The organism is Leptotrichia sp. (assembly GCF_057270615.1).
The window spans coordinates 1-26,691 of sequence record NZ_DBHIXN010000012.1 but is presented as its reverse complement, the minus strand read 5'-3'; the positions used below and the strand labels follow the sequence as shown (position 1 = coordinate 26,691).

19 protein-coding genes are annotated in these 26,691 nt (G+C 27.4%); all 19 read left to right on the top strand.

Annotation, left to right across the window (positions count from 1 at the left end):
* The first annotated feature begins 120 nt into the window (after positions 1 to 120).
* The 19 genes from gyrA to rsmG all read left to right on the top strand — a co-directional run bounded on the left by gyrA (position 121) and on the right by rsmG (position 26,444).
* On the top strand, positions 121 to 2,685 hold the full coding sequence (gene gyrA / locus ACO409_RS03830) for a DNA gyrase subunit A (protein WP_485554996.1): 2,565 nt from the start codon (positions 121 to 123) through the stop codon (positions 2,683 to 2,685).
* 37 nt (positions 2,686 to 2,722) lie between these two features.
* Complete coding sequence (locus tag ACO409_RS03825; RefSeq protein WP_485554994.1) at positions 2,723 to 3,484, top strand: GntR family transcriptional regulator; 762 nt, start codon at positions 2,723 to 2,725, stop codon at positions 3,482 to 3,484.
* A gap of 628 nt (positions 3,485 to 4,112) precedes the next feature.
* Positions 4,113 to 4,565, top strand: a complete 453-nt coding sequence (locus ACO409_RS03820) for a YfcE family phosphodiesterase (protein WP_485554992.1) — start codon at positions 4,113 to 4,115, stop codon at positions 4,563 to 4,565.
* Positions 4,566 to 5,004: 439 nt separating this feature from the next.
* A complete protein-coding gene (locus tag ACO409_RS03815) occupies positions 5,005 to 6,027 on the top strand; it encodes a glycosyltransferase family 9 protein (RefSeq protein WP_485554990.1) in 1,023 nt (340 codons plus the stop codon).
* A 212-nt stretch (positions 6,028 to 6,239) separates the two neighbouring features.
* Complete coding sequence (locus ACO409_RS03810) at positions 6,240 to 7,100, top strand: WlaTC/HtrL family glycosyltransferase (RefSeq protein ID WP_485554988.1); 861 nt, start codon at positions 6,240 to 6,242, stop codon at positions 7,098 to 7,100.
* Positions 7,100 to 8,110: a capsular polysaccharide synthesis protein gene (locus ACO409_RS03805; RefSeq protein WP_485554986.1), complete on the top strand. Its 1,011-nt coding sequence runs from the start codon at positions 7,100 to 7,102 to the stop codon at positions 8,108 to 8,110. The genes ACO409_RS03810 and ACO409_RS03805 overlap by 1 nt, the downstream gene beginning before the upstream one ends.
* Entirely contained in the window at positions 8,101 to 9,378 is a 1,278-nt protein-coding gene (locus ACO409_RS03800; RefSeq protein WP_485554984.1) for an O-antigen ligase family protein, read from the top strand. The genes ACO409_RS03805 and ACO409_RS03800 overlap by 10 nt, the downstream gene beginning before the upstream one ends.
* Before the next feature lie 8 nt (positions 9,379 to 9,386).
* On the top strand, positions 9,387 to 10,520 hold the full coding sequence (locus ACO409_RS03795; RefSeq protein ID WP_485554982.1) for a glycosyltransferase: 1,134 nt from the start codon (positions 9,387 to 9,389) through the stop codon (positions 10,518 to 10,520).
* A gap of 244 nt (positions 10,521 to 10,764) precedes the next feature.
* Complete coding sequence (locus ACO409_RS03790) at positions 10,765 to 11,880, top strand: glycosyltransferase family 9 protein (RefSeq protein WP_485554980.1); 1,116 nt, start codon at positions 10,765 to 10,767, stop codon at positions 11,878 to 11,880.
* Positions 11,881 to 11,944: 64 nt separating this feature from the next.
* Complete coding sequence (locus ACO409_RS03785) at positions 11,945 to 13,027, top strand: glycosyltransferase family 9 protein (RefSeq protein WP_485554977.1); 1,083 nt, start codon at positions 11,945 to 11,947, stop codon at positions 13,025 to 13,027.
* Between the two features lie 173 nt (positions 13,028 to 13,200).
* Entirely contained in the window at positions 13,201 to 14,757 is a 1,557-nt protein-coding gene (locus ACO409_RS03780; protein ID WP_485554975.1) for a glycosyltransferase family 2 protein, read from the top strand.
* A complete protein-coding gene (locus ACO409_RS03775; RefSeq protein ID WP_485554974.1) occupies positions 14,729 to 15,463 on the top strand; it encodes a glycosyltransferase in 735 nt (244 codons plus the stop codon). Before ACO409_RS03780 ends, ACO409_RS03775 begins: the two co-directional genes overlap by 29 nt.
* A gap of 18 nt (positions 15,464 to 15,481) precedes the next feature.
* The gene (locus ACO409_RS03770) at positions 15,482 to 16,534 is read left to right on the top strand and encodes a polysaccharide deacetylase family protein (RefSeq protein ID WP_485554972.1); all 1,053 of its coding nucleotides are present in this window, start codon (positions 15,482 to 15,484) and stop codon (positions 16,532 to 16,534) included.
* Between the two features lie 192 nt (positions 16,535 to 16,726).
* Positions 16,727 to 18,481: an ABC transporter ATP-binding protein gene (locus tag ACO409_RS03765; RefSeq protein ID WP_485554970.1), complete on the top strand. Its 1,755-nt coding sequence runs from the start codon at positions 16,727 to 16,729 to the stop codon at positions 18,479 to 18,481.
* 126 nt (positions 18,482 to 18,607) lie between these two features.
* Positions 18,608 to 19,180: a hypothetical protein gene (locus tag ACO409_RS03760; RefSeq protein WP_485554968.1), complete on the top strand. Its 573-nt coding sequence runs from the start codon at positions 18,608 to 18,610 to the stop codon at positions 19,178 to 19,180.
* 239 nt (positions 19,181 to 19,419) lie between these two features.
* Positions 19,420 to 20,454 (top strand): RnfABCDGE type electron transport complex subunit D, encoded by a 1,035-nt coding sequence (locus ACO409_RS03755; RefSeq protein ID WP_485554966.1) that lies wholly within the window; start codon positions 19,420 to 19,422, stop codon positions 20,452 to 20,454.
* Between the two features lie 17 nt (positions 20,455 to 20,471).
* On the top strand, positions 20,472 to 23,639 hold the full coding sequence (mfd, locus tag ACO409_RS03750) for a transcription-repair coupling factor (protein WP_485554964.1): 3,168 nt from the start codon (positions 20,472 to 20,474) through the stop codon (positions 23,637 to 23,639).
* Positions 23,640 to 23,754: 115 nt separating this feature from the next.
* Positions 23,755 to 25,677, top strand: coding sequence for a tRNA uridine-5-carboxymethylaminomethyl(34) synthesis enzyme MnmG (gene mnmG, locus ACO409_RS03745; RefSeq protein ID WP_485554962.1), 1,923 nt, complete (start codon positions 23,755 to 23,757; stop codon positions 25,675 to 25,677).
* 44 nt (positions 25,678 to 25,721) lie between these two features.
* The gene (gene rsmG, locus ACO409_RS03740) at positions 25,722 to 26,444 is read left to right on the top strand and encodes a 16S rRNA (guanine(527)-N(7))-methyltransferase RsmG (protein ID WP_485554960.1); all 723 of its coding nucleotides are present in this window, start codon (positions 25,722 to 25,724) and stop codon (positions 26,442 to 26,444) included.
* Positions 26,445 to 26,691: the final 247 nt, after the last annotated feature.

Genomic DNA, 26,691 nt, shown 5'->3' with positions numbered 1-26,691 from the left:
TAAAAAAGGAAAAACAATTACTAATTAAGATAACTTGTAATAAAAATTTAGGAAATAGCTTAATTGAACATTTTAAAATAGTTCACTTGTTGTAAAGAATGAAGAGAAAAGAGGTGCAGGATGTCAGACGATTTTAGAGATGACGATGAAAGAAAAGAAGAGAAAACAGAAATGGATGAAAATGATGACAGGGAAATAGTTGTGGAAGGGCTTCCTAAGGCTACGGATTTATCAAATGAATCTAATGTTTATATTGAGGATGAGATAAAGGCGGCTTATTTGGATTATTCAATGAGTGTAATTGTTAGCCGTGCGTTGCCTGATGTGCGTGATGGATTAAAGCCTGTGCATAGAAGAATTTTGTTTTCCATGAGTGAGATGGGAATGAGCCATAAGACTCCGTTTAAAAAATCGGCAAGAATTGTTGGGGATGTACTAGGGAAATATCATCCGCATGGGGATTCTTCGGTTTATGGTGCTATGGTTAGAATGGCACAGGATTTTAATATGAGATATGAACTTATTGATGGGCATGGAAACTTTGGTTCGATTGATGGAGATGAAGCTGCGGCAATGCGGTATACAGAAGCTAGAATGGCTAAAATTACTGAAGAGCTGCTTGCGGATATTAATAAGGACACGATTGATTACAGAAAGAACTTTGATGAAAGTCTGGATGAGCCAGCTGTATTGCCTGCAAAACTTCCTAATTTGCTATTAAATGGAGCAAATGGAATTGCAGTCGGAATGGCTACAAATATTCCACCACATAATTTAGGAGAAGTGGCTGATGGAATTACTGCATTAATTGATAATCCTGAAATTTCGGTTGATGAATTGATTACATATATAAAAGGACCAGATTTTCCAACTGGCGGTATAATTAACGGAAAGCAGGGAATTTATGACGCATATAGAACTGGACGTGGAAAAGTTCGAGTTGCAGGACGTGTAGATATTGAAACTTCTAAAACTGGAAGAAAGTCAATTATTATAACTGAATTGCCATATCAAGTGAATAAATCTAGACTTATTGAAAAAATAGCAGATTTGGTAAAGCAGAAGAAAATTACAGGAATATCTGACTTGCGAGATGAAACTGATAGAGATGGTATTAGAATTGTAATTGAGCTGAAAAAAGGTGAGGAAAGTGAATTAATTTTAAACAGTCTTTATAAATTTACTGATTTGCAAAATACATTTGGTGTAATTATGCTTGCACTTGTAAATAATGCACCAAGAATATTGAATTTAAAGCAAGTTTTACAAAAATATTTGGAACATAGATTTGAAGTAATTACAAGAAGAACTGAATTTGAGCTAAAAAAAGCTAAAAATAGGGCTCATATTTTGGAGGGATTCAAAATTGCACTTGATAATATTGAGGAAGTAATCAGAATTATACGTGCTTCTAAAGATGCAAATATTGCACGGGCTGAGTTAATTGCAAAATTTAAATTTTCAGAAATTCAGTCAAAAGCTATTTTGGATATGAGACTACAAAGGCTTACTGGACTTGAAAGAGATAAAATTAATCAGGAATATAATGAACTTATGCTGTTAATTGAAAAACTAACTGGAATTTTATCAGATGATTCAAAAATATATGGTATAATTAAAGAAGAAGTGCTTAAATTAAAAGAAGATTTTGGCGATAGACGTAGAACTGAAATTAGAAATGCAAGAGCTGAAATTAGTATTGAAGATTTAATTAAGGATGAAGAAGTTGTTGTAACACTTACAGAAAAAGGTTATGTAAAACGTATGGCAATTGATACTTACCGTTCACAAAAACGTGGTGGAATCGGTGTAAATGCTACAAATACAATAGAAGATGATGTTGTAAAAGATATGTATATTGCAAAAACGCTTGACACATTACTTGTTTTCACAACAAAAGGAAAAGTATTTAGCATAAAAGTTTATGAAATTCCTGAAACTGGAAAACAAGCCCGTGGAAAACTGATTGGAAATATAATAAGCTTGGACGATGATGAAAAAGTCAGTACAATAATAAAAGTTCGTGAATTTGAAAAAAATAAAAATTTATTTTTTGTAACACGAAATGGAATTGTTAAAAAATCTGAATTAACATTGTTTAATAATATTACGAAAGCTGGAAAACGGGCAATTAAATTAAATGACGATGATGAAGTTATGTTTATTGGACTTACAAGTGGAAGCGGACAAGATGAAATTTTTGCAGCAACTAGAAATGGAATTGCTATCAAATTTTCTGAAAAAGATGTAAGAAGTATGGGAACAGTAGCAGTTGGAGTAAGAGGAATTACATTACGGGATAAAGATAGAGTAGTAGGAGCTGCAATTATTAATTCTGAAATGGATAATAGCAAAACTAGAATACTGACAATTACTGAAGAAGGATATGGAAAACGTACAAAACTTTCTGAATATAGACTTCAGTCAAGAGGTGGAAAAGGGCTTATCAATGCAAAACTTAATGATAAAACTGGAAAAATTGCAGATGTAAAAATTGTAAGAGAAAATGATGAAATTATGCTTATTACTTCAGAAGGTACATTAATTAGAACAAGTATAAATGACATTACTGTACAAAGTCGTTCAGCGACAGGTGTTAGAATAATGAAAGTCAGAAATAATGAAAAGATTGCTTCAGTTGTAAAAATTACAGAAGCTCCTGATTTTACTCAAGAAGATAAATAAAGTAAATAAAGATTATCGCAATAAGGAAGTGATTAAAATGGTACAAAAAAAAGCATTATTTTTAGTTACAGCAGAAAACGAAATACAGTCATTAGTTAATTTTGCAGAAGTTTTTAAGAAAAAGTATGATGTTGATATTGATGCTATTTATATTAAGGATGTCTTAAAATACGAAATTTTTCCTATAAGTATTGAAGGCATGGGATTGAATATCGGAGCAAACTATGCTTTTAAAGAATATAGAGAATTAGAAGAAAAAACTGTAAAAAAAATAAAAGAAAAAATGACAACTGATATTTCAAGTTTTTATACAAAAGATGGAGAAACATCTGAAATCATTTTGGAAGAATTAAAAAAATATGATTTACTAGTGCTTGTAAAAAATGAAAAAGTGACTCCAGTATTGAAAGAAATTTTAAGAAGTATTTTCAAACCGTTAATTATCTTACCAAACATAGAGAATTTTAAACTGGATAATTTAGTGCTTCTTGACGATGGTGCTTATAATGCAAACAAAACACTATTTACTTTTTTCCATATATTTGGTGAGCAGAAAGTGGATGTACTGCGTGTAAATGTTGAAGAAGATGATGAAAATAGTTTAGCTCAAAGATTTGGACAAAACTATAATCTTATTCACAAGCAAGGAGATACATTTAAGACAATTATGAATGAATCTCAAAATTATGATTTAGTTTTAATGGGAGATTTACGATATACAGTAATGGTAGAAAGAATTACTGGTAAACTTGGGGTTAGAATACTCGAAAATCTTCAAAAGCCAATCTTTATTGTTTAAAAATTAAAACAAACTTAGGCCCCTGTGATATTTAGACTGAAAAGTTAAATGACATTTGGGGTTTAAGTGAAAAAGTCTTAACCTTTAAATTCTGTTCTAAAAACGATTTTATCGCATGTAAATATATTTTCAAAATATTATGATAATATACTTAAACTCATTTAAAATTGAATTATTAAAAATTATATAAACTTAGAGTTTGAGTATATTTTTTAAATAGGATTTAGTATAAAATATTTTTTTTAGATTAAGATTAGTCGATAATATTATAATTTCTTATTTTTTTAAATATATTTTTAACATAAAAGGAAATTATAATATAAATAACATTGTTTATAAATTGTTTTAGATTATAATAGATACGGCTTGTCAAAAAAATCTATAATTGAAAATCTACAAATAACAGAGAGAAATTATTATAAAATTAAAGAATATGGTTTAAGTTATTTAAATCACTCTAAGTTAAGTATAATAAAAAAACTTTAAGATCAGATGAAAAAATCATAATTATTTTGCATAATATTTTCAAGATATATAATTTTGTTAGTTTGATTTTTAAGAAAAGTTTAAGTATATAAAGAAATTTTTTCATTAAAGAAAAAATAGTAAGATGGAGAGAGGAGATTTAATGAAAGTATTAATTTGTTCAGATAGTCATACTAGACTTGATTACTTTCAGCAGGTAATGGAGCTAGAAAATCCAGAAATTGTAATTTTTGCAGGAGATCACAGCACCGATGCAATTGATATGTCGTTAGTTTACAGGGATGTACTTTTTGCTATTGTAAAAGGGAATACTGATATAAGTGATTATGAATCAAGAGATACGAGAATATTTGATTTGATGGGTAAAAAAGTTTTTCTTACACATGGACATCTGTATAATGTAAAACAAACACTTCGAGAACTAGAAAAAAAAGCACATTTGGAAAAAGCTGAAATTTGTGTTTTTGGACATACGCATAAAGAATTTTTTGAAGAAAAAGATGGTATAATATTCGTAAATCCAGGAGCATTGCAAGATAAAAAATATATGATATATTATGGTGGAAAAAAATTTGAGCAAAAAACATTAAAATAATATAGACTAGTTTTTATTTTCATTCCAAAATGTTAAAAGACATAACTTTGTGAATTAAATCATAAGCTATGTCTTTTTTTGCTATTTTTTAAATAAAGTCTAGTATAAATAATCCGTCAGAGCATTTTTTTTGTACTGGCAAAACTGTTTGAGCATAGCGAGTTTAAAAATGTCGTAGGTTTTAGGATTTGTGGCAATGAGAAATCCTGCAAAAATAAAAAAGAAAAAACATAGTAATTAGTTGAATGATTGTGAAATAAATGTTATAAAAATTTGTTCCTATTTTTAAAAGGGGTTTTTGAATAAGTTCGAGCATAGTATTAAAATATAACTTTTGATTTATTTTTAAATAATTTACTGTGTTAAATGTAAAAATAATTATTATAAAAAAATACTAAATGTGTTATAATAACCCTGCATACAGAGTTAAGGAGAAGAAATGAAAATTTTAATAATACATACGGCATTTATTGGGGATATAGTTTTATCTACCCCACTTATTCAAAGATTAAAGGACATGTATCCAGAATCAAAGATTGATTATTTGACATTACCATCAAATAAAAGCATAATAAGCAATAATCCTAATTTAAATGAAATAATTCTTTATGATAAAAAGGGAAAAGATAAAGGGTTAAAAGGATTTTTGAGAGTATTAAAAATTTTAAAGGAGAAAAAATATGATTATGCTGTTATACCACATAGATTTATAAGGTCAATATTGCTTGCAAAATTGGCAAAAATTTCTAATATTGCTGGTTTTGATGTAGCAACTGGTTCATTTTTGCTAAATAAAAAAGTTCATTATGATATGAAAAAGCACGAAGTGGAAAGATTGCTTGATTTGGTAGGATACAAAGGTGAAAAAATTCCAATTAGAATTTATCCTGCAAAGGAAAATTTTGTTAAAATTGACAAAATTTTGGCAAATCATGGATATTTTGATAATGAAGGGCAAAAATTAGTATTAGTTGCACCAGGAAGTCAAAGGCCTGAAAAAATGTGGCCTATAGAAAAATATCGCTTGATTATTGAAAAATTGAAAAAAAATAAAAATTGTTTTATCGGGATAACTGGTTCAAAGGTTGAAAAAAAATTGCCTTTAAATTTTGAAAATGATAAAAATGTTATTGATTTTCGTGGAGAAATTAATCTTTTGGAATTTGGAGCATTAATTTCAAAGGCTGATATTGTTGTGGGTAATGACAGTTCTCCAATTCATATTGCAAGTGGATTTGAAAAGCCTTTTGTAATAGGAATTTTTGGACCTGGAAAACGTTCATTGGGATTTTTTCCGTGGAAAGAAAAAAGCAATGTTATTGAGGATAATGAATTTTATGAGAATAATATTGTGAAAATACCACAAAATCAGCATAAATATAGAAAAGATTATTATAGGGGAATACCTGGGATTAGTGTGGAAAGAGTATACAAAGAGATTTTGGCAAGACTAGATGCCTAAAAAATTGAAAAATAACGAAATTTTATACTAAACACCGTTTAAAAAATATAAATTGTATTTTATATTATAGTAAAATATCTTGATTTCTTGCAAAGAAATTCCTAACTATTCTGTTGTTTAAATAGGAAATAGTATTAAAGCTTTAAATAAAAAATATTTAAAAATAAAGTAGATTATTAATACATTTTTTATAAATTATGAAAGGATAAAAAATGAAAGAAAAAACGGGTATAACGATAGTTACTGCTTTTTTTAATATAGGAAGGGGAAAAATAGAAAATGAGGTTTCAAAAAATTTGAAAAGGAGACCGGATGTTTATCTTAGTTATTTTAGTTACTTGGCAGAATTAGATAACGATATGATAATTTTTACAGAAGAAAAATATAAAGAAAAAATACAAAAAATGCGAAAAAATAAAAAAACTAAGATAATTACATTTGATTTAAACAAAAAATTTTCTAAAATAATAAAAAAAATAAGAGAGATACAAGAAAATAGTGAATTTAGAAAAAGAATAAATCCTGATGAAATACATAATTTAGAATACTGGCTTCCAGAATATGTACTGATAAATAATATGAAATCATATTTAATAAAAACAGCAATAATAAAAAAAATGATAAAAACAGAATTAGTAGCTTGGGTAGATTTTGGGTATATTAGAAATAGAGAGATATTAAATAATGTAAAAAAGTGGGAGTATAACTTTGATAAAGAAAAAATACATTTTTTTAATATTTTTACAAAGAGAAAGTTAAATAAAAAGCTAAAGAAAAAAGAAGATGTATACAATTTTATTTTTAATAATGATACAATTATAATAGGCGGAGTAATAGTAGGAGCAACTAGCAAATGGAATGAATTTTATAAAAAATTAAGAAGAGCACAAAATGATTTATTAATAGAAAATATTGTTGATGATGATCAAGGAGTTTATATAAAAACATATTTTGAAAATAAAAAGATGTTTAAATTAAATTATTTAGGTAAGGGAGAATGGTTTTCTTTATTTAAAAAATATGATAAAACATCTAAAATGCAAAAAATAAGGAGATTGGTAGGATTAAAGTGATGACAAAATATAAATTCTATAATTCAAAAATTTATGATTTAAATAAAAAATTATCTCAAAAACCGTATAAATATATATACAAAGAATTAATGCCTAAAAAATTATTTGACAAATTGCAAAAAGAAATTTATTTGTTAAATCAAAAAAGAATAGCTGAAGACTGGAATAAAGTGCTGGACGATTATTTTAAAGGGCAGATAAAGTTTGAAAAATTAAAAAAAAGAAAAGAAATTAATGGGAAAAAAATAATATGGCAATTTTGGGGTCAAGGATGGGATTATGAAAAATTGCCAGAAATAGTGAAAATATCTTATAAAAGTGTTGAAAGATATAAAGGTGAATGTGAAGTAATTAGAGTAGATATGAAAAATATATTTGATTATTTAGAAATTCCAGAAATTTTGATAAAAAAACTTGAAGATGAAAAAATGGGATATGCTCATTTTACAGATATTATAAGACTGGCATTATTAAATTATTATGGTGGAGTATGGTTAGATGCAACTGTAATATTAACGGATTATTTACCTCAAGAATATTTTAATATGGACTATTTTGTATATCAAAGAGATGATTTTTTTAATGAAAAAGAAAAATGGGAAAAAATTGATTCAATATATTTTTCATGGGATAAAAGAAATAAAGTAAGACTTTTGAACAGTATAATTTTTTCAAAGAGAGGAAATAAAATTATAGGAACATTATTAGATATGTTAATTATTTTTTGGAATTATAACGATAAAATACCAAATTATTTTTTCTTCCAAATTTTATATACACAATTAATCGAAAAATATTATAAAAAGGAGCAATGCATAGTAGTTTCTGATACGTTACCACATGAATTATTTATAAAATTGTTTGAAAGGTATGATGAAGAGGAATATAACAATATAAAAAATAAAATAAATATACATAAATTATCATTTAAGATAAATGTGGATAAAGAAAAAAATAGAGGAACGTTTTTAGAAAAATTACAAAAGGAGTATTTGGAGAAATGGAAATAAAACAAGCCGTAAAAAAAACAGGATATTATGTAGCTTTACTATTTGGAATATCATTATTTTTATCTGAAAAGTTTGAAAATAATATATTGCTGCCGTTATTATTGATATTGCTTGTAATAGCTATAGCAGTAGATAAAAAAGACTTTGAAGATAGTTTCTTTGTTAAGGAAAAAATATTTTCTGTGTCAATGTTGCTTCTTGTAGTGACACCCTTTATAATAGCAATGTGTGATGGTGGAATAAAGAGCAGATTGGACAATTATAACTTAAAGTATTTATGTTTTTTCCCTTTAATTTATTTTTTGGATGAGGAAAAGAAAATGTTTAATTTCCTAAAATCCTTATTAACAGGTGGCATGATCGTTTTAGTTTTAGCAATTTTTAATTTTGTGAAAGAATATAAAGATTGGAGCAAACTAGGATCATTAGATAGAGTGACAGCGATTTTAAGAGTACAGGACTTTTCTAATATAATGTGTATAATTTTATTATTTTTGTTATCATTTTTGATTTTTTATAGAGAAAAAAAAGAAAATATGTTAAAAAAGATAAGTTTATTTGTAATGATTCTTTTAGTATTATTTATTGTCCTTGTAGGACGTTCAAAAATGGTTTATGTTAGTCTTTTACCTACAATATTTTATATACTTTTAAAAAAAAGAAAAAAGTATTTGTTAGTATTTTTGGTTCTTTGTGCAGTTGGTTATCCTCTTTTACCTACATCGGTTACAAAAAGAGTTCCATACATAATAAAATATAATGAAGATCCGTCTAGTAAGTTAAGAGTAATATTTTGGGGAGCAGGAATAGAAGAATTAAAAGAAAAGCCAATATACGGATGGAAAGCTCTTGATAGAAAAGAAGCAACGTTAAAGTATTACAAAAAACATGGAACTTTAGAATATGTAAAAACATGGTTTTTGAACGAAAAATTTTATAAATTAACAACACAGCATTATATTGCTACACATAATTCGTATTTGCAATACTTGCTAGATTATGGAATATTAGGCTTTGCATTTTTTATTTTAGTTTTAGTTCAAAATATGGTAATGTTGTTTAAAGTGAAATTTTATAAAAATAAAAAGGATTCTAAATATATAGCTTTTGAAATAGCGACAAAAGCTTCGTTGATAGCTTGGTTAATACAAGGGATGACAGATGATAATTTGAGTAATAAACATATGATAATAACTTTAACAATATTATTTGTATTTAGTTGCTACTTATACAAATGCTGTGAAAAAAAAGAAAAAATTATAAAGTGAGGAACAATATGAAAGTATTGGTATTACATGGTCATTTGAGCATGGGAGGAGAAGAGAGAGTTTTACTAAATGTATTAAAAAATTTGGTTGAATTAAATTATGATGTTGATTTGCTTATAACTTGGAATCATAGGGAAAATAATTTATTTGAAAATGAAATTCCTGAAAAGGTAAATTATGAATTTTTATTTGAGAATTATGATGGAAAAAGTAAAATTATTAAAGAAATTTTTAGATTACGAGCAAAGTCAAGCTATTTAAAAAAAGTGGAAAAGATAGTAAAAGAAAGAAAGTATGACATTGTTATAGATTATTCTTCAAATTTACTTAAATATAAAGATCTTGATATAAAAGTGCCTGTATTTGCATGGATTCATTTTTCACTTACTTTTGGAGAAAAATTAAGCGGAGAAAAAGTAGAAAAATATAAAAAACAATATAAAAAATATGATAAAATACTAGCAATATGTGATACAATGAAAGATGAATTTGTAGAAATTCTAGGAATGGATAAAAACAAAGTGGAATTGGTATACAATCCAATAAATCTTGAAATAATTAAGAAAAAATCAGAAAATATAAATCTTAAATATAAAAATTATTTAAATGACGATTATTTTTTGCAAGTATCACGCTTAACACAGCAAAAACAGCCTGAACATCTAGTTGACATTTATTATAAATTAAAGCAGCGAGGAATAAAAGAAAAACTTTATTTTATTGGAGATGGTGAAAAAGTAGAATTAATTAAGCAGCAAATAAAAAAATATAAACTAGAAAATGATGTGATTTTATTAGGACAAATTGAAAATCCGTATCCATTTTTTAAAAATGCAAAATTATTTGTACATACTGCTAAGTACGAAGGATTACCAACAGTATTGCTAGAAAGTCTTGCTTTTGGAACACCTGTTGTATCTTATGATTGTCCCACAGGTCCAAAAGATATACTAGGAAAAAATAGTGAATATGGAGAATTGATACCATTAAACAATAAAGATGAATTTGTAGAAAAAGTTTATGAATTAATGAATAATGATAAAAAATACGAAAATTATAAAAAAATGTCTCTGATTCGAGCTAATGACTTTTCAATGGAAAGTAATAAAATAAAATTGAAAGAATTAATAGAAAATATATAGTTAATCTAATAAAATTGAAGTAAGAATATGTAAAAATTAATGGATTGGCTATAAATACAGCCTAACTTTTTATTCTTGCTTTGAGATAGAATTATTATAAGTTAAAAAATAAGATGAATAGCTATTTTATACTATTTACCGTATAAAATAATGGATTGAGACTTTATTGTTAGGAAATAAATAAAATATAAAATCTGTTTTTTAAATAGGAATTAGCATAAAATAGCATAAAGAAAGGTTATATATGAGTATAGTAAATAGAATAAAATCCAAAATAATGATATGGCTATTTGGTACTAAAAAAAAGTATAAGCATGTTAATTTGAAAAATATAAAATCTATACTTTTAAATCCTAAAGATTCTATTGGTGATACTTTAATAGCTTTTTGCTATGCAAGGCAATTAAAAAAAATGTATTCTGATATTAAATTGGGAATAGTGGTAACGGATAGAAATATAAAATTTGCTGAATTATGCAATGAAAATGAAAAAATAATAGATACTGTTGTAAAATGGGATGATGTGTTTAAAAATCATAAAAAGTGGGATGTACTATTAGATTTTTTGAGCAAAGAAAATACAAAACGGATGATTTGGAAAAAAGTATTAAGCCCTAAAATTACAATGATTTTTGGAGAAAGAGATGAAAAGCATTATTATAATAAAAAAAATTTAAAAAATTATGATTTTGATTGTACTCCGCCTGTTGAAACACATATTATAGATTATTTGGTAAATTCTGAGTTTTCTAAATACTTTGAAATAGAAAAACAAAAGCCACATATTGAACTTTTGGAAAAAGATATTATTAAAATGGAAAAATTTTGGAAATCTGATTCTGAAAAAACAAATGAAAAAACTCAAAAAGTAAAAATTTTACTTGTTCCACAAGGAAGCGACAGAGAAATGAAACCTGAAGAAGTAGCTGAATTATTAAATAATATCGAAAATGAGAAGATGAAAAATGTAAAAATTATTATGGGGAAAACTGCTGGAAGTGAGGAATATTATAAAAAGTTGATAAGTAAAATAAACAAGGATTTGAATGTTTTGCTGTCTAGAGAATTTAACATCAAAGACTTTGTTTTATTTGCAGCTACAGCTGACTTGGTAATTGGAGTTGATGGTGGGTCAATTCATATAGCTACTTCACTTAATAAGCCATTACTGAGCTTTTATGCAAATGATAAATATAACTTATGCAGATGGTCGCCTAAAACAACTGCCGATAGTTTGCAGGTAATTTCAAAAGTTCAAGGAAGTCATGAAAAGACTTATGATTTTTCATTGTCAGAGCCGATAAAATGGCTAAATGAGGAGATAGAAAAAATAGAAAAAGCAAAAGAAAAAGAAAACTAATAGGATTATACGTTATCCTTGAATTAACGTAAATAATTGTATTTTCATAAGGAATAAAAATATAATGATCAAAATAAACTGGAAATTTTATAGACCATACAGGGATAGATTAGTTGATAAAAAAAATGAAATATTAAGTAAAATATTCGATAAAAAGAAAAAAGATGTTGAAATGGATCTTTCTAAAATAAAAAGAATTTTATTTTTAAGAACAGATGGAAAAATAGGAGATTATATAATAAGTTCGTTTATTTTTAGAGAAATAAAAAAATATTATTCCAATATAAAAATTGATGTTGTTTCTGACAAATCTTTAGAAAATTTATTAAAACTAAATGAGAATATAGATGAATATTATACGTTTAACAGGAAGAAGATTTTTGAATGGAGAAAAATTTCACGAATATTGAAAAAAAATAATTACGATGTTTTGCTTGATTCAACAGAAGGCTTGAAATATAAGCAGGTTTATCTTATAAATAGGGTAAATGCCAAAGTTAATGTTGGATATAATAAAGATGGCTATAAAATATATAATAAAAATGTAAAACAGAATAACACTTTAAAAATGATTGAAATTTATAAGAAAATGATGAAAAAAGTGAACATTGAAATAGAAAATACAAATTATGATGTTCCAGTTTCAAAAGATTCTGAAAGAAATGTACAGAAATTTTTAGACGAGAATAATACTAATGAAAAAATAATTGCATTGAATTTTTTTGGAGCTTCTAAGGGGAGAAAAATAAACGAGGAAATTGCTCTCATTATAATAAAAAAGCTAAATGAAATGTATAAAGATTATAAAATTATAATATTGGATTCTCCAAATGACAGGGAAACAATTTACAATATACTTAAAAAGACAGATAATAAAAATATTTTATTTTTTGAAGAGTCCAAAACGGTTCTTGATTCAATATCTATAATAAAGCGAAGTGATTTGGTAGTGTCATTAGATACTGCAATTTTACATATTGCTGAAGGATTAAATAAAAAAATAATGGCTTTTTATGGACCAAAACTTAATAAAAATAAATGGCGGATAAGAGAAGAAGGAAATATACTGATTGACTATACTGAAAGCGGTATTAACAGTGTGGATTTTGAAAAAGTATTTGATAAATTAAATTATAAAAATATATAGGCGATTGCAAAAGTAAAATGAATGAAAAGCAGTATTTATAATCACAAGGGATTAAGATCCATTGTCAGAGAGTGGAGAAAAAGTAGGAAAGTCAAGCATTAAAAAATATTGTGTTTATTGAAATTTTTATACTTTTACAAATGGCTATAAAACATGAAATAGGAGAAAGGTTTATGAAACTATCTGTAGGAATAATAACTTTTAATGAGGAAAACAGAATTGGACAGACTTTAGATTCTGTAAGAGAAATTGCTGATGAAATAATAATCGTTGATAGTGAAAGTACAGACAGGACTGTGGAAATTGCACTTTCAAAAGGAGCAAAGGTTTTTGTGGAAAAATGGAAAGGATATGGTCCACAAAAAAATTCTGTCTTGGAAAAATGTAAAGGCAAGTGGATTTTGTTAATAGATGCTGATGAAGTAGTATCACCACAGTTAAATGAAAAAATAAAAACAATTATAAATGATGAAAATTCGTTAGACGATGTCTATAAAATAAAACTAAGGAATATTGCATTTAAAAGAGAAATAAAATTTGGTGGATGGGATGATTATGTAATAAGGTTGTGGAAAAATGGAAAAGTAAAAATAAGCAGCCGTGAAGTACATGAACAATATCAGACTGACAGCAAAATAAAGAAGATAAAAGAAATGATAATACATTATACATATGACAGCATAGAGGAATTTCTTGAAAAATTAAATAGATATACTTCACAAAGTGCTAAAGAATATATAAAAAAAGGAAAAAATCCGAGTTTTATAAAAATATATTCAAAAATGATATTTAGATTTTTTAGAATGTATATTTTGCAGCTTGGATTTATGGACGGTTATGAAGGTTATTTACTTGCTAAATATAGTTCTGTTTACACAATGACAAAATATACAAAATTACGTGAAGAATATTACAATAATTTGGGAAATGACACCTCTCTTGTTATTACTACATATAATTGGCCAAAAGCTTTGGAAATATGCTTAAATAGTGCATTAGAACAAACTGTTGCTCCAAAGGAAATAATAATTGCTGATGATGGCTCAAAGCAGGAAACAATAGATCTTGTAAAAAGATTTCAGAAAAGTTATCCCAAAAGCAATATTATTCACTCGTGGCAGGAAGATAAGGGATTTCGGGCTGGCATGTCAAGAAACAGGGCGATAAGCAAGGCAACTGGGAATTATATAATAATAGTAGACGGTGATCTAATATTAAACAGGCATTTTGTTGAAGATCATATAAAAAATATGAAAAAAGGATGCTTTATTCAAGGATCAAGAGTAATAACTTCATCAGTTGCAGCTAAAAAGATAATGGAAGGGAAAAAAATAAATATTTTTAGCAAAGGTGTAAAAAACAATATAAATATAATAAGAAATAAAATTCTTTCAAAAATTTTTACAAAAGTCGATAGAAATCTACGTGGAATAAGATCTTGTAATATGTCCTTTTTCAAAGAAGATTTAATTAAAGTAAATGGATTTGAAGAGGAAATTGAAGGATGGGGAAGAGAGGATAGCGAACTTGCTGTAAGACTATTTAATATTGGATGTAAAAAGAAAAAACTCAAATTTGAGGCAGTAGCGTGTCATTTGTATCATAAGGAAAATGATAGAAGCAGGTTGAAAAAAAATGATGAATATTTGGAGGAGGCTATAAAAAGCAGAAAAACAATGGCTAAGAAGGGGCTTGATAGATATGAAGGAAGTAACGTTAGTAATAACTAGCTGTGGAAGGTTCGATTTGCTGGAGGAAACGCTTGACAGTTTTTTTGAATATAATACTTATCCGATTAAGAAAATAATAATAACAGAAGACAGTACTGAAGGGAAAAAATTGGAAAAGCTAATTTCAAAATATGATAATAAAAAGCAGAATTTTAGACTCATAGTAAATGAAACACGGCTAGGACAGCTAAAATCAATTGACAAGGCTTATAGTGAAATTGATACTGAATATATTTTTCATTGTGAAGATGACTGGAAATTTCTAAAAAAGGGATTTATTGAAAAATCAATGGAATTGATGGAGGAAGATGAAAAAATCTTGGTTGTTGGACTTCGTTCAAAAAGTGATTTTAAGGAAGATTTTTTTTGTGATGAAGATTATGTTTCAAAAAAAGGGGAGCATTACTACAACGTAAAGGGAGAAATATTTACTTATAATCCAGCTTTGAGAAGAAAAAAGGATATGGATTTATTTGGACTTCACGAAAAATTGGAAAATCAGCGATATGAGGAAGTTTTGTCGGATTTTTATAAGGAACGTGGGTTTAAAACAGTATTTTTTAAAGAGCCTTATGTAACTCATATTGGAAATAAAAGGCATGTGCATTTTAGTAAAAATCGTAAAAATACAGTATTAAATTTTAAAATTGATAGATTAATCAAAAAAATAAGAGCAAAAATTTTAAAACTAAGAGGTAAATTATAATTTTGAAAGAAGGGAAAAATGATATATTTATTTTTAATAATAATCTTGCTATTTTTAGCATTTATCGTATATAATAAAACTAGGAAAAATTTTGTTTTGTGCCTTATGTATCACAGTGTTGATAGTCAAAAAGATAAAGGCGGAATTTTTGTGGATGAATTTGAAGAACACATAAAATGGATAAAGGATAAGAAGACTTTTAAAATGGAAGAACTAAGAAATTTAGATTATAAGTTGCCAAAAAATTCGATACTTATAACTTTCGATGACGGATATAAAAATAATTATACTTTAGCTTTTCCAATTTTAAAAAAATATAATATGAAAGCTACAATATTTTTGAATACAAAGTTTATTGCAAAAGATGAGGCCTACTTAAACTGGGATGAAATTAGGGAAATGTATGAAAGCGGATTAGTTGATTTTCAGCTTCATACGCATTCGCATCAGTTGACAATAAAAAGTATTGATGTTCTGGATTTTTATGATGAGAAAAGTTCACCGTATTTTAAAAGAGAAAGCTATAGTTTGTTTTTTGATGGAAATTATGATGCAAAAAATGATGCAGAAAAGTTAAATGGATTTCCTGTGTTTAAATTACGAAGTAAAATTTCAATTCCTGGATACAAGCCTAAAAAAGATTTTGTAGAAAAATATAAAAATATTGTAGAACTTCAAGAGGACAATATGTCTGAAAAAGAGAAAAAAGAATTTTTGAATAAATTATTTAAAAAAAGAAAAGATGAATTTTTTGATAAAATTAGTGAAGAACAATTTAGAAAAACTGTTGAATTTGAAATTTTAGAAAATAAAAAAATTATTAGTGAAAAGTTGGGAAAAACTCCAGATTGTCTAGCTTATCCTTGGGGACACCGATATAAAGGGAATAGAAATGATATAAAAAAATTGGGAGTGGATGTTTTTATAACAACTAGAAAGGGTGTAAATTCCTTAAAGCTTGATAAAAATTGGATTTATCGTTTGAGTGGAGATGACTTTGAAAGTTTTGATGAGTTTAAGAAGGAATTAAATGATGGATCTACAGTAATTTATAGAAAAATATTCAAATAAAATACTTTTTCAAATATTTGATCTAGAAATATATTTTGATACAGTTATTATAATTTATTCTACTGCTGCGTAGAATGTTAAAAATGCTAGAAAAATAGATTTTTTGGGACAAAAGTGCACTCAAAACTACTTGCTCAATTTGGAAACATGGAAAAATAAGAAATACAAAAAATAAAATTGAAAGGTAAATTTATGAAAAAGATAAAATTAGATTTTGGAGAAATTTTAAAATTAAAAAAATACATAAAAAAATATTACGTATTAATAATACTTAATATTTTACTTGCAACAATGTCTTCGCTTGTTTCTTCAGCTCCAATAGCACTAATAAAAAGATTGTTTGACCAAGGAATTACAGGTAAAAATGAAAAAGACATACTGTATGCGGCAGGAGCTATGATAATGCTTGCGGTAATTGGTGCAGTGCTTATGTATTGGAATACAATTTTTTCAACAGTCATTTCATCTTCTATTTATAAAGACATAGTTACTGATATTTATAATAAAATACAGACTTTGGATATGGAATATTTTTCAGGAAGAAAAATAGGTGATATGATGACACGTATAATGACAGATCCTAGCAATATAAATTCAATTATATTAGAAATTTTTAATATGATACCTGAAATAATAAAGCTGGTAGTTTGTCTTGGAATAGCATTTTATATAGATTTTGATTTAACTTTGGGAGTTATGATTGTCACTCCGATTCTTATAACTACAGTAAGAAAATATGCAAAAAGATTAAAACGTTCAGGAAAGCAAAGGCAAGAAGCGTTAGATAGCCTTAATTCCAAATTGCAGGAAACATTATCTGGAATTAGAATTATAAGGGCATTTGCTACAGAAAAATATGAAATAAATGATTTTAAAAAGAAAAATATCAATTTAAAGAAAATTGCTGTAAAATCTGCTAAATATAATGCAAAGGCTAATTCAGTTATGGAAGCTATGAATTATATAATTATAGCTTTGTTATTGATGTTTAGCGGTTATCGAGTTTTGAGAGCAAAGAATTTCACACCTGGAGATTTTATCACGATAGTAGGTGCAATCTCATCAATGTATACGCCTGCAAGACGTGCAATGACAAGGTTTAACTCTATAAGTGTAAATATGTCTTCTATTACAAGAGTTGCTGAAATTCTAGAAGAAATGCCGTCTATTGTAAATAGTGAAAATTGTATAAAATTTGAAAACTTTATGAGTGATATAACTTTTGAAAACGTCGATTTTAAATATAAGGATAGTTCTGAAAAAATATTGAAGGATATTAATTTAGATGTTAAAAAAGGTGAAACAATTGCCTTTGTTGGAAATTCAGGTGGAGGGAAATCGACACTTGTAAATTTGATACCAAGGTTTTTTGATGTATCAAGCGGATCGTTAAAAATTGATGGAATTGATATTAGAGATTATGAAATAAAGAGTTTACGTAAAGCAATAGGAATTGTGCCACAAGAAACATTTTTATTTTCTGGAACAATACTTAGCAATATAAAATATAGTCGCCGTGACGCAACTTTTGAAGAAATTGTGGAAGCAGCAAAACAGGCAAATGCACACGAATTTATTGAAAACTTGTCAGATGGTTATAATACAGAAATTGGTGAACGTGGTATAAAATTATCTGGTGGACAAAAACAACGTATTGCGATAGCACGTGCAATCTTAGAAAATCCTCAAATATTAATTTTAGATGAAGCAACTTCTGCCCTTGATAATGAGTCTGAAAAATTGGTTCAGGACGCCCTTGAAAAACTTATGGAAGGAAAAACAACATTTGTTATCGCCCATAGGTTGACAACAATCGAAAATAGTAATAAAATAGTAGTGATACAAAAAGGTGAAATAAAAGAAGTTGGAAATCATAATGAACTGTTAAATAAAAATGGAATTTACAAAGCATTATATAATAAAAATTTCGATTTTAACAAAGTTTAATAAGAAGTTTTTAACTTCTTTAGGTTAAGAGCTAAGGAAAATAAAAATTTAAAAATACTATATTTATTAAAATTTTTAAACTTTTATAAATGAATAAAATATTTATTAAGATAAGGAGATAAAGATATGAAACAGATAAAAGGAATTTTTCTATTTTTAATGTCAGTTGTGCTAGTAGCATTTGGAAGTCAGGATTCAAAAAATTCAAAAAGTTTGGTAAAAAAATTAGGAGATGAGACAAAGGAAGTTGGAAAAAGTATAGCTGATAAAAAAAGTAAGGCTGTAAAAACAGAAAACAAAAAAACAGCACCAAAATCAGTACAACAGCCAGTACAACAGCCTGCTCCTGTAGCAGCACCAAATACACAGCAGCAACCACCACAACAAAATGTTGCAGCACCAAAAACCGATACAAATGTAGCTCCAAACAATGCAGCTAATCCAGAAACTGCACTTGATGCAAATAATAAGACTGGTAAAAAAGGAAGTAAAAAGACTAAAAAAGGTAGTAAACATAGCTTTTATAAAGAGCCAAGACATAGCCGTTTAAAAAATAGTTCAGCTGCATCATCACATGGATCATCAAAAGCTAAATCTCAAGATTCTTCTTCAAAAGTATCTGGAGGAGGAAATAATAGTGGAAGCAGTAGTTCTGGAGGAACTTCAACAGGTGGAGGAGATTCAAGTTCTTCAGAATAAGAATAAAATTTATGGATAATATTGTATTTATTAAAATAAATATTATAAAGCATAAGTTTAGATTTATTTTTGAAATAAGAAAATTTAGATTATCGAATATTTTTAGAGAGTAGAAAATTATAGTAAAACTGATTTAAAACCGAATTTAAAAGCTATGACTATTTTACTCAAACCCTAAGCTTATATAATTTTAAATTAAAAAAAGCAAACTGTGAAAAGAAAGGTAGTGAAATTTTAATATGTTTAGAAGTAAGAAAAGAGAATTGCAAGAAAATATAGCAAAAACAAATGTAGATATTATAATATCCTTGCTTCCGATGCTGATTGCTGCATTTTTAGTTTATCAGGTAGCACCTATTTTAGTAATATTATCGGCAGTTATTGCATCAGAATTAGCAGAAATAATATTTTCATTATTAATACAAAGAAAAAAAGATACTTTGAAAGATTTTTCAGGAATAGTAATAGGAGCTTTAACAGGATTTTCACTTGCTCCGTTTACACCGATTTATGTGGCAGCATTTGCAGGGGCAATGGCAACATTATTTGGAAAAATTATATATGGAGGAACAGAAAAGAAAATATTTAATCCAGTAATTTTAGGGAAACTGTTTGTGCTGACATTTTTTCCAGCTGTACTTTCTGCAAATTCTGCAGCGTGGGCTAATCCAGAAGTTTTAAATATTTCTGAAAGCATCTCAGGATTGCCGTCTTTAATTTTGACGGATAGGGGAATAATCGCAGAACTTTCGATAATTGCAATGGTTTTGGGAGCTATATATCTGATTTTTAGATCTAAGATAACGTGGCATATACCTGTATCATTTTTTGTTACTATTTTCTTTGGGTATTATATTGCTTCAAGTCAAAATATTAATGTTACTACTTCACTTGGAGAAGTGATTTTTATGGGAATTTTCGTGTTGACAGATATTTTTACTACTCCACAGCATGGTTTTGGAAAAGTATTTTTTGGGTTTCTTGCTGGACTTTCAACAATCATATTCTGGTTTATGGGAATTCAGGCAGAAGCAATTGTTTATTCTGTATTAATATTGAATCCTTTCACAAAGCCGATAAATACCATTTACAAACCAAATGTATTCGGAGTTGAAACAGTTTCGTTTGCTGAAATAATACAAGGAATTGGTCTTGCAATTATAATAGTATTACTTGTTTTTGTTATTTCGTATTTGCATACTTTGGGATTTGTACCATATATTGTTTATATTTACATAGTTTATGGAATATGGCGATTATACAATAATAGATAAAAATAGAAAGGCTTGTTATGAACTTTAATTTAAGTTTTTTAAATAAATTAAAAAATATAAAAAAAGACATTTTACAATCTGAAAATAATTTTTACCGCGGTGCAATTCCGTGGTTTTTATTATGTTCAGAAAAAAAGAAAATAATTTATATTTCTGCATCAAATAGAAATCTTGAAAATTATTATGCAATGCTCGAGAATTATTATGAAATGTCTGAAAAGCAAAAGAATATTTTAGAAAAAAAATTTGAAATTGGTAAAAATGATACAACAAATAAAAAAACAATTGATATTTTTGAAAATATTTTTCAAAATAAAGAAGATATTACAGGAATAAATATAAGATTGTTGGATATTTTAAAAAATCAAGAGCAATTTATTTTATTTGTAAATCTTCAAATTACTTTGGATATATTTTTTGAAAAAGTTAAGTTTTTTTCTTTTGAAACTGGAAAGGAATATAGTTTTTCACAAATTGTGGAATTTCTTGTGGAAAATGGATATGAAAATTCATATTTGATTGAGAAAAAGGGGCAATACAGCAGACGTGGCGATATTCTTGATATTTTTCCACCAGATTTGGAAAATCCTGTTAGATTGGAGTTTTTTGGAGATGAACTGGAAAGCATAAGAGTTTTTGACATTGATAGTCAGATTTCTGTGGAAAAGATAAAAGAAATAAAGATTTTTGGGAATTTGCTTTCTGGAAATAATTATGAGCTGATTGAACTAATTGATGAATTAAGGGCTGAAGATGTAACTATTGTTATTGAAAATGAAAAACTTTTGGATTATAAAATTGAAGAATTTATTTTGCTAGATAGAAGTCGTGAAGAAATTTATCGAAAAAGGTATGAAAATCTAAAGAAAGAAAGCATTTATGTGAATACCAAAAATTTCTCGCAGGAGCAAATTGAAACTTTTAAGGATAAAAATAGGCTGGAAAAATTGTCGAAAATTGAGAATGTTTATATTTTTACAAATAATTATGAAATGAAATTAGCTGAGTACGGAAAAATTTTAAATGAAAAGGAAAATAATCTAGAAATTGAAAAATATGAGTTATTTGAAGGTTTTATCTTTAATGATAATTTGGGGAATAAAAATAGCGAAAATAGTTTTCTTGTGCTTACAGATAGAGAGCTTGACGGATATATTTACGAACGGAAGAAAAAAACAAATAAAGCTATAAAATATAAAAAAGTTAATCAAATAGTTGAAGGGGATTATGTAATTCATGTTCAATATGGTGTTGGAATTTATAAAGGGATTCAGACAATGGATGAACGTGATTATTTGAAAATCAAGTATGCTGATGAAGATATTTTGTATATTCCTGTGGAAAAACTGGATAGGCTTGAAAAATATGTATCAAATGATGTAGAGCCACAGTTATTTAGGTTAGGGACACGTGGATTTAAGCGAAAAAGAAAAAAAATTGAGGAAGATATTCAAAAATTTGCAGCAGAACTTATTAAAATACAGGCAAGACGGCAAAGCCAGAATGGTTTTGTATACCAAAAGGATACTGTATGGCAGGAGGAATTTGAGGAAAATTTTCCGTATGAGGAAACAGAAGATCAGAAAAATGCAATAAATGATGTAAAAAAAGATATGGAAAGCCCACAAATAATGGACAGAATTGTTTGTGGAGATGTTGGATATGGAAAAACAGAAGTTGCAATGAGAGCCGCATTTAAAGCAATTGACAATGGAAAGCAAGTGGTTATGGTGGCTCCGACTACAGTACTTGCAGAACAGCATTTTGAACGGTTTAAAAGAAGATTTGAAAATTATCCGATTACAATTGAAAATTTATCACGGCTTACGAAAAGCAAGTCAAAGAACATTTTAAAAAATCTGAAAAGTGGAATTATAGATTTAGTTATTGGAACTCATAGACTTTTAAGCGATGATGTGCAGTTTAATAATCTGGGACTTTTAATTATTGATGAAGAGCAGAAATTTGGTGTAAAAGCTAAGGAAAAATTAAAATCCCGAAGAGAAAAACTGGATGTATTGACATTAACTGCAACTCCGATTCCACGCACCTTAAATCTTGCATTGCTTGGAATTCGTGAAATTTCTATAATTGATACTCCACCAACAAATAGACTTCCCATTATAACAAAAGTTTTAGATTGGGATGAAGAAACAATAAAAATGGCAATTTTGCGTGAATTATCACGTGATGGGCAAGTTTTTTATATTTATAATGATGTGAAAAATATGAAGGAAAAATTGAAGGAACTAAAAGGAATGCTCCCTGAGTTTGTAAAAATCGAATTTATAAATGGACAATTACCGCCAAAAGAAATTAAGGACAAGCTGTTACGTTTTGAAAATGGTCAATTTGACATTCTAATTGCTTCAACAATTATTGAAAATGGGATTGATGTGGGAAATGCCAATACAATTTTGATTGAAAATTTTACTGGTTTAGGATTATCTCAGGTGTATCAGCTAAAAGGGCGTGTGGGACGTAGCAATAGACAAGGATACTGTTATCTATTAAAAACGAGAAATATTACAAAACAAGGGCGGCAAAAGGAAGAAAGTATGCTAAAAGTCGAAGGGATAAAATCAGGTGGATTTCAAATTTCAATGGAAGATTTGAAAATACGTGGTGCTGGAGAGATTTTGGGTGATAAGCAGCATGGAACAATCGAAACTTTTGGGTATGACTTGTATATAAAAATGTTAAACGAAGAAATTCGCAAGCAAAAGGGCGAGTTTGTCAAAAAAATTGAAAATGTAGAAATTATTTTGGATGAAAGAGGATTTATTCCTGAAACATATATTGAAAGAGATGAAAGATTAAATATTTATAAGCGATTTGCAATGTTGGAAACAAATGATGAATTAATTGAACTGCTTGATGAAGTAAGGGATAGGTTTGGGAAAATTCCAGAGCAGATGGAAAAATTTGTTTTGAGTATTAAGTTAAAATTATTTGCTGAAAAATATAAAATTCAAAGAATTCTTGAAACAAGAAATCATTTTGAACTATATTTTTTAGAAAATGCACAAGAAGAGCGAGCAGAATTAAGTGAAAAAATTGAAATGAAAAAAGTCGTGAAAATTATTAATTCAGCAGTTTTAACAGGAAAAAATAAAAAAGAAGATGTCGTTGATAATTTTGTTATAATGAAAGTTAAGAAAAATGAATTTATAAAAAATCTATAAAAAATATCGCATTGAAAAAAACAAAATATTAATATATAATGGATTGTGGAAATATACTTAAAATCGAAAGGAGAATGTAATTTTAAAATAAAAAAAAATTACATAATTATATATAATGAGAAATTATGATGTAATTGTAGTTGGTGCTGGGCATGCGGGAAATGAAGCGGCTTTGGCATCAGCAAGATTAGGATTGAAAACAGCAATTTTTACGATAACGCTTGATAATATAGGAGTTATGTCTTGTAATCCATCAGTTGGAGGGCCTGCAAAAAGTCATCTAGCTAAAGAAGTTGATGCTTTAGGTGGAGAAATTGGACGAAATATGGACAAAAGTTTTGTGCAGATGAGAATTTTAAATACAAAGAAAGGACCGGCAGTTCGTTCGTTGAGAGCTCAGGCAGATAGAAAAATTTATGCAAGAGAGATGAAAAAAACAATAGAACATCAGGAAAATCTTGATACTGTACAGGATATTGTTACGGAATTGATTGTTGATGAAATTGAAATTGTTGAAAATGGTTCTAAAAAAATGGAAAAAGTTGTAAAGGGAATAAAAACTAAAACTGGAATGGAATTTTTGGCAAAAGCAGTTATACTTGCAACAGGGACATTTTTGAGAGGGCTTTTGTATATTGGAGATAAACGTGTAAAAGGCGGAAGAATGGGAGAATTATCTGCTGATGATTTGACAAGTTCGCTAAAATCATTAGGATTAAAAATAGGAAGATTTAAAACAGGAACTCCGCCAAGACTTGACATTAGAACGTTAAATCTTGAAAAACTTGAAGAGCAGCCTGGAATAACAGGAGTACCATTAAAATTTTCAATGAGAACACTAAATAACGAAATTTTGGAAAAGCCCCAATTATCTTGCTATTTAACAAGAACAAATGAAACAACACATAAAATAATACTTGATAATTTAGACAAGGCTCCAATGTATAACGGAAGCATAAGCAGCACAGGACCAAGATACTGCCCGTCAATTGAAGACAAAGTAGTAAAATTCAACGACAAGGACAGTCATCATTTATTTTTAGAGCCAGAAGGCTTTGAAACAGCGGAAGTTTACATAAGCGGACTTTCTACAAGCTATCCTGCCAGTTTGCAGCAAAAAATTGTAAATACAATTAATGGACTTGAAAATGCCCATATAATGCGATATGGATATGCTGTGGAATATGATATTGTAGATCCAAGCGAGCTGGATTACACACTTGAAACAAGAAAAGTAAAAGGACTTTATCTGGCTGGGCAAGTAAATGGTACAAGCGGCTATGAAGAAGCAGCTGCACAAGGGATTATTGCTGGAATTAATGCGGCTCTTAAAATAAAAGGAGAAGAACCGTTTATTTTGGATAGAGAAAGCTCGTATATCGGAACAATGATAGATGATTTGATAAATAAAGAATTGTTCGAGCCATATAGAATGTTTACCGCAAGATCTGAATACCGTCTTATTTTACGTGAAGACAATGCTGACATCAGACTTTCTGAAAAGGCTTATAAAATCGGACTTCTGGATAAAAAATATTATGACATTGTGGAAGAAAAGAAAAAAAATGTAAAGGAAACTATAGAAAAACTGGAAAATATAAAATTAGGAACTAGTAACGAAAGACTTGTAGAAATTCTTGACAAATATAATGAAAGTCTAAAGAGCGGAACTACCTTAAAAGAAATTTTGCGTCGTCCAAAGGTGACATATCAAGATATAAAGTATATTGCTGAAATTATTGAAAATGCACCAAATTTAAGCTTTGATGCCGAAACTGAATATCAAATTGAAGTTCAGACAAAATATGAAGGCTATATCGCCAAAGCAATGCAAATTATGGAAAAACAGCATAAACTTGATGACAAAAAAATTCCTAAAGATTTTGATTATGAAAAAATGAAGGGAATTACAAGAGAAGCAAAACAACGTTTAAACGAAAATCGTCCGTATAACGTCGGGCAAGCATCTAGAATGTCTGGAGTGACTCCAGCAGATATTTCAGTATTATTAATGTATTTGGATGGAGTTTTGAAATAAAATAATATTTATTTTTACTAAAAATAGAAATTAGGAGAAAAAAATTGGAAAATATAAACGAAAATATTGATTTAAAAAAATATTTTTTGAATTTACTTGAAAAATCAGAAATTAAAGTAGAAAATAAAAAAATTGAAAAAATGTTAGAGTTTTTAGAACTTTTATATAAAAAAAATCAAGTTATGAATTTAACAGCAATTAGAGATAAAAAAGGAATGTTGGAAAAACATTTCGTAGATTCGTTATTTTTAACAAAAGTTATAAATGATACTGAAAAATCATTTATTGATGTTGGAACAGGTGCTGGATTTCCAGGGCTTGTACTTGCCATTTACTATCCAGAAAGAAACTTTTTATTAGTTGATTCAGTTAGAAAAAAAATAGACTTTATAAATGAAGTAATAAAAGAATTAAAATTAAAAAACGTAAATACAAGTTTTGAACGTTCTGAAGAATTAATAAAAAATAATCGTGAAATTTATGATGTTGCACTTTGCCGAGGAGTGGCTAATCTAAGAATAATTTTAGAATATATGATTCCGTTTATAAAAGTAAATGGCCGTTTCTTGCCACAAAAATTAAATTTAAACGAAATAGAAGAATCTAAAAAAGCTTTAGAAATTCTAAATGCAAAAATAAATAATATTTTTGAATTTAAATTACCAGAAAATGAAGACAAGAGAATAATACTAGAAATTTTAAAATTAAAAAAAACAGATAAAAAATATCCAAGAAAAACAGGTATACCAGCAAAAAAACCATTATAAAGAGAGTGTCTATAATTTTATCAATATTTCATCTGTTGGATAAAATAATTTTATACTTTTTTCTATGTTTGTAAGAGGAAAAATATAACTTCATGTTCATACTTTCAAACTCTGTTAAACTGAGAAGTTTTGATCTGTTAACCAAAGTTATTAACTTAAAGTTTTTTTTTGACAATATTTTTAAATAATTTAGGATATTTTAGAACATCATTTTTGCTATGTTTTCTTATATATATTTTGTTAGTTG

Coding starts and splice junctions, on each gene's coding strand:
- mfd (WP_485554964.1), top strand. CDS start 20,472: ATGAACTTTAATTTAAGTTTTTTAAATAAATTAAAAAATATAAAAAAA.
- ACO409_RS03825 (WP_485554994.1), top strand. CDS start 2,723: ATGGTACAAAAAAAAGCATTATTTTTAGTTACAGCAGAAAACGAAATA.
- ACO409_RS03820 (WP_485554992.1), top strand. CDS start 4,113: ATGAAAGTATTAATTTGTTCAGATAGTCATACTAGACTTGATTACTTT.
- ACO409_RS03810 (WP_485554988.1), top strand. CDS start 6,240: ATGAAAGAAAAAACGGGTATAACGATAGTTACTGCTTTTTTTAATATA.
- ACO409_RS03805 (WP_485554986.1), top strand. CDS start 7,100: ATGACAAAATATAAATTCTATAATTCAAAAATTTATGATTTAAATAAA.
- ACO409_RS03775 (WP_485554974.1), top strand. CDS start 14,729: ATGAAGGAAGTAACGTTAGTAATAACTAGCTGTGGAAGGTTCGATTTG.
- ACO409_RS03780 (WP_485554975.1), top strand. CDS start 13,201: ATGAAACTATCTGTAGGAATAATAACTTTTAATGAGGAAAACAGAATT.
- ACO409_RS03760 (WP_485554968.1), top strand. CDS start 18,608: ATGAAACAGATAAAAGGAATTTTTCTATTTTTAATGTCAGTTGTGCTA.
- ACO409_RS03800 (WP_485554984.1), top strand. CDS start 8,101: ATGGAAATAAAACAAGCCGTAAAAAAAACAGGATATTATGTAGCTTTA.
- ACO409_RS03815 (WP_485554990.1), top strand. CDS start 5,005: ATGAAAATTTTAATAATACATACGGCATTTATTGGGGATATAGTTTTA.
- ACO409_RS03770 (WP_485554972.1), top strand. CDS start 15,482: ATGATATATTTATTTTTAATAATAATCTTGCTATTTTTAGCATTTATC.
- ACO409_RS03765 (WP_485554970.1), top strand. CDS start 16,727: ATGAAAAAGATAAAATTAGATTTTGGAGAAATTTTAAAATTAAAAAAA.
- ACO409_RS03755 (WP_485554966.1), top strand. CDS start 19,420: ATGTTTAGAAGTAAGAAAAGAGAATTGCAAGAAAATATAGCAAAAACA.
- mnmG (WP_485554962.1), top strand. CDS start 23,755: ATGAGAAATTATGATGTAATTGTAGTTGGTGCTGGGCATGCGGGAAAT.
- ACO409_RS03790 (WP_485554980.1), top strand. CDS start 10,765: ATGAGTATAGTAAATAGAATAAAATCCAAAATAATGATATGGCTATTT.
- gyrA (WP_485554996.1), top strand. CDS start 121: ATGTCAGACGATTTTAGAGATGACGATGAAAGAAAAGAAGAGAAAACA.
- ACO409_RS03795 (WP_485554982.1), top strand. CDS start 9,387: ATGAAAGTATTGGTATTACATGGTCATTTGAGCATGGGAGGAGAAGAG.
- ACO409_RS03785 (WP_485554977.1), top strand. CDS start 11,945: ATGATCAAAATAAACTGGAAATTTTATAGACCATACAGGGATAGATTA.